The 4,820-nt window shown below is 77.2% G+C and carries 1 protein-coding gene; it reads right to left on the bottom strand.

What is annotated here, in order from left to right:
* The coding region (locus tag ABZ497_RS36465; protein WP_359812374.1) for an SDR family NAD(P)-dependent oxidoreductase at window positions 1-4,820 on the bottom strand (4,820 nt) is incomplete at both ends.

The following is a 4,820-nucleotide window of genomic DNA, read 5'->3' as shown; positions in this document are numbered from 1 at the left end:
TCCAACGACGGAGCACCGGGCACACCACGCACCACATCGAGCAGATCCCAGTCGACGAACGGCCCCAACGCCTCCGCACACTCCGCCAACCGCCCTGCGAACACCGGCGACTCCGCCAACAGCTCCACACCCATCCCGACCCACTGCGAACCCTGCCCCGGAAAGACGAACACCACCCGGTCGTCGGCCGTCGCCCGGGCCCGCACCGTCGCGGCGGCGGGCCGGCCCTCGGCCAGCGCGTCCAGGCCGTGCAGCAGCGCCGCCCGGTCCGCGCCCAGGACCGCGGCCCGCTCCGGCAGCGCCGCGCGGGTGACCGCCAGCGCGTGGCCGACGTCCCGCACGCCCAGCTCCGGCCGCTCCCGCAGATGCGCCGCCAGCCGGCCGGCCTGGGCCCGCAGGGCGCCCTCGTCACCACCCGACAGCAGCCACGGCACCACACCGTCCCCGCTCGCCTCCGCCGGCTCCGACGGCTCCGGCGGTGCCTGCTCCAGCACCACATGCGCGTTGGTCCCGCTGATCCCGAACGAGGACACCGCCGAACGCCTCGGCCGCCCCGTCTCCGGCCACGGCCGCGCCCGCGTCAACAGCTCCACCGCACCCGACGACCAGTCCACCTGCCCCGTCGGCTCCGCCACGTGCAGCGTCTTCGGCAGCACCCCGTGCCGCATCGCCTGGATCATCTTGATCATTCCGGCGGCGCCGGCGGCGCCCTGGGTGTGGCCGAGGTTCGACTTCACCGAGCCCAGCCAGAGCGGTTCCGCCTCGGCGCGGTCCTGGCCGTACGTCGCCAGCAGCGCCTGCGCCTCGATCGGATCGCCCAGCACCGTTCCGGTGCCGTGCGCCTCGACGGCGTCCACGCCGCCGGCGGCGACCCCGGCGTTGGCCAGCGCCTGCCGGATCACGCGCTGCTGCGCCGGTCCGTTCGGCGCCGACAGCCCGTTGCTCGCCCCGTCCTGGTTGACCGCGCTGCCCCGGACCACCGCGAGCACCCGGTGTCCGTGGCGGCGCGCGTCGGAGAGCCGCTCCAGGACCAGCAGGCCGACCCCCTCGGACCAGCCGGTGCCGTCGGCCGTCGCGGAGAACGGCTTGCACCGCCCGTCCGCCGCCAGCCCGCGCTGCCGGGAGAAACCGGTGAACGCGGCCGGCGTGGTCATCACGGTCACGCCGCCGGCCAGCGCCAGCGAGCACTCACCCGAGCGCAGCGAACGGCTCGCCAGGTGCACCGCCACCAGGGCGGACGAGCAGGCGGTGTCGACGGTGATCGCCGGGCCCTCCAACCCGAGCGTGTAGGAGATCCGGCCCGACGCGACGCTGCCCGCACCGCCCGTACCCGCGTAGGCCTCCAGCTCGGACGCCCCCTCGGCCCGGTCGAGCAGCGCGCCGTACTCGTGGTAGAGCAGCCCCGCGAACACCCCGGTGTCGCTGCCCCGCAGCGCCGCCGGGTCGATGCCCGCGTGCTCGAACGCCTCCCAGGAGGCCTCCAGCAGCAGCCGCTGCTGCGGGTCCATCGCCAGCGCCTCGCGCGGCGAGATGCCGAAGAACTCCGCGTCGAACTCCCCGGGGTCGGCGAGGAACGCGCCCGCGTCGACGTAGCTCTTGCCCGGACGGTCCGGGTCCGGGTCGAACAGCGTGTCGAGGTCCCAGCCCCGGTTCTCGGGGAAGCTCCCGACCACGTCCCGGCCCGCCGCGACCGTCTCCCAGAGGTCCTGCGGCGAGTCGATGCCGCCCGGGAAGCGGCAGGACATGCCGACGATCGCGATGGGCTCGTCCTGCGCCTCGGCGGCGGGTGCGGCCGGGCGGGCGCCCTCGGCCTCGCCGAACAGCTCGGCCTCCAGCCGCCGCGCCAGCACGGCCGGCGTCGGATGGTCGAACACCAGGGTGGCCGGCAGCCGGAGCCCGGTGGCCGTGGCGAGCCGATTGCGCAGCTCCACCGCGGTCAGCGAGTCGAAGCCCAACTCGCGGAAGGCGAGCGCCGGTTCGATCCCGGAGCCGGTGCTGTGACCGAGCACCGTCGCGGCGTGCGCGCGCACCAGCTCCAGCAGGGCCCGACCGCGCTCACCCGCCGGCCGGCCGGCGAGCCGCTCCGTCAGGGTGCCGGCCGCCCGGCCCTCGGCGGCGGCCCGGGCCACCCGCCGCCCCGGCCGGACCAGACCGCGCAGCAGGGCGGGGACGGTCGCGTCCGCGGACCGCAGCCCGGCCAGGTCGAGCGCCATCGGCACCAGGACCGCCTCGTCGGCCGCGAGCGCGGCGTCGAACAGCGCGAGACCCTGCTCCGAGGAGAACGGCCGCACGCCGCTCCGGGCGATCCGGCGGTGGTCGGCCCGGTCCAGGTGACCGGTCATCCCGCTGGCCTCGGCCCACAGGCCCCAGGCCAGCGACACGGCGGGCAGCCCCCGCGCCCGGCGCGCCCCGGCGAGCGCGTCCAGGGCGGCGTTGGCCGCCGCGTAGGAGGCCTGGCCGGCGCCGCCGAGCACGCCCGCGGCGGAGGAGAAGAGGACGAACGCGGCGAGGTCCTCGCCGGCGGTGAGCTCGTGCAGCGCGAGCGCGGCATCGATCTTGGGCCGCAGGACGGCCGCCAGCCGCTCCGGCGTCAGCCCGGCCACCAGGCCGTCGTCCAGTACCCCGGCGGCGTGCAGCACACCGGTCAGCGGGCGCCGGAGGCCGGCGAGCAGCTCCCGCAGCGCGTCGCGGTCCGTGGTGTCGCAGGCCGCGATGGTCACCTCGGCGCCCAGTTCGCGCAGCGAGGCCTCCAGTTCACCGGCACCCTCGGCCGCCGGGCCACTGCGGCCCACCAGCAGCAGATGCCGCACCCCGTACGCCGTCACCAGGTGCCGGGCCAGCAGCGACCCCAGCGTGCCGGTACCACCGGTGACCAGCACCGTGCCCTCGGGATCGAACCGCGGGGCCGGTGCGCCGTCCCCGGACGGGATCGCCCGGACCAGCCGGGGCATCAGCACCTCGCCCGCCCGGACGGCCAGTTGGGGCTCCTCGGAGGCGAGGACGGCGGGCGGCAGGAGCGGCACTGCGGCGGGGTCGTCGACGTCCACCAGGACCAGGCGCCCCGGGTGTTCGGCCTGCGCGGAGCGCACCAGCCCCCAGACGGCCGCACCGGCCGGGTCCGCGGCCTCGCCCGGCCGGACGGCGGTCGCGGCGCGCGTCACCACCACCAGCCGGTGGTCCGCCGACCGTTCGTCGGCCAGCCAGGACCGCAGGGTGTCGAGCGCCCGCCGGGCCAGCAGGTGCACGGCCGCCGCCCCCTCCTCCCCGGGCGCGGGGAAGTGCTCGACGACCACGGCCGGGGCCGGGGCCGCCGCCTCCGGCGCACCGGGCGCCGGCGCCCATGCGATCCGGTAGAGGGAGTCCCCGACGGCGGCGCCCGCCGCGCCGAACTCCTCGGCGGAGACCGGACGCAGGGCCAGCGACCGGGCGGTCGCCACCGGCTGCCCGGCGGGGTCGGCGACGGACAGGGCCATCCGGTCCGGTCCGTCCGGCCGCAGCCGGACGCGCAGGGCCGAAGCGCCCACCGCGTGGACGCGCACCTCGTTCCAGGCGAACGGCAGTCGGGTGGCGGTCGGGGCCCCGGGACCGGCTACCGCGTCGGTCCCGGCGCCTGAGGCCGAGCCTGCGCCGGCGCCGGCGTCGGCGTCCGCGTCGGCGCCGGTCAGGAAGGTGGCGTGCAGGGCCGCGTCCAGCAGCGCCGGGTGGAGCCCGTACCGGCCCGCCTCGGCCGACTGCTCCTCGTCCAGGCCGACCTCGGCGAACACCTCGTCGCCACGGCGCCAGGCGGCGCGCAGCCCCCGGAAGGCGGGCCCGTAGTGGTAGCCCGCCGCCACCAGCCGCTCGTACAGCCCGGCGGTCTCCAGGGCCACCGCGCCGGGCGGCGGCCACACTTCGGCGTCGAAGGCCTCCGGGGACCGGTCCCCGGCCGAGCCGGCGGCCGCCAGCACGGCGGTGGCATGGCGGGTCCACGACTCCTCGCCGCCCTGGTCCGGGCGGGTGTGGACCCCGACCTGCCGCACCCCGGACGGCTGGGCGGCGCCCACCCGCACCTGCAACTGGAGACCGCCCTGGTCGGGCAGCACCAGCGGCCGCTCGATGACCAGCTCGTCGAGCAGCTCGCACCCCACCTGGTCACCGGCCCGGACGGCCAGTTCGACGAAAGCGGTGCCCGGCAGGATGGCGGTGCCCGCCACGGCGTGGTCGGCCAGCCAGGAGTGGGTGTCCAGCGAGAGCCGGTTGGTGAACAGGACTTCGTCGCTGTCGGCCGGTTCGATCACCGCGCCGAGCAGCGGATGGTCCGCCGTGCCGAGCCCCGCGCCGGTCAGTCCGCCGCCCGTGAGCCCGGAGGCGTTCAGCCAGTAGCGCTGCCGCTGGAACGGATAGGTCGGCAGCTCCACCCGCCGTGCGGGCGGGCCGCCGAAGGCCGCCGCCCAGTCCACCGGGCGGCCCTGGACGTGCACCTCGGCGAGCGAGCCGAGGAACCGGGCGGGCCCGCCGTCGTCGCGGCGGAGCGAGCCGGTCACGATGCCCTGGATCCCGGCCGCCTCCAGGGTCTCCTGGAGGCTCGCCGTCAGCACCGGGTGCGGACTGACCTCGACGAAGACGCCGTGGCCCTGCTCCGCCAGCGCCCGGGTCGCGGGCTCGAAGGCGACGGTCCGACGCAGGTTGCGGTACCAGTAGTCGGCGTCGAGCTCGGCGCCGGTCAGCCAGCGCTCCTCGACCGTCGAGTAGAACGGCACCTCGGCCGGTCCCGGCTCGACCGGCGCGAGCACCGCCAGCAGTTCCTCGCGCAACCGCTCCACCTGCGAGGTGTGCGAGGC

Source organism: Kitasatospora sp. NPDC005751, from assembly GCF_040630835.1.
Lineage (GTDB): Bacteria > Actinomycetota > Actinomycetes > Streptomycetales > Streptomycetaceae > Kitasatospora.
The sequence above is the reverse complement of the archived record's forward strand: the minus strand, read 5'-3'. Positions and strand labels throughout refer to the sequence as shown.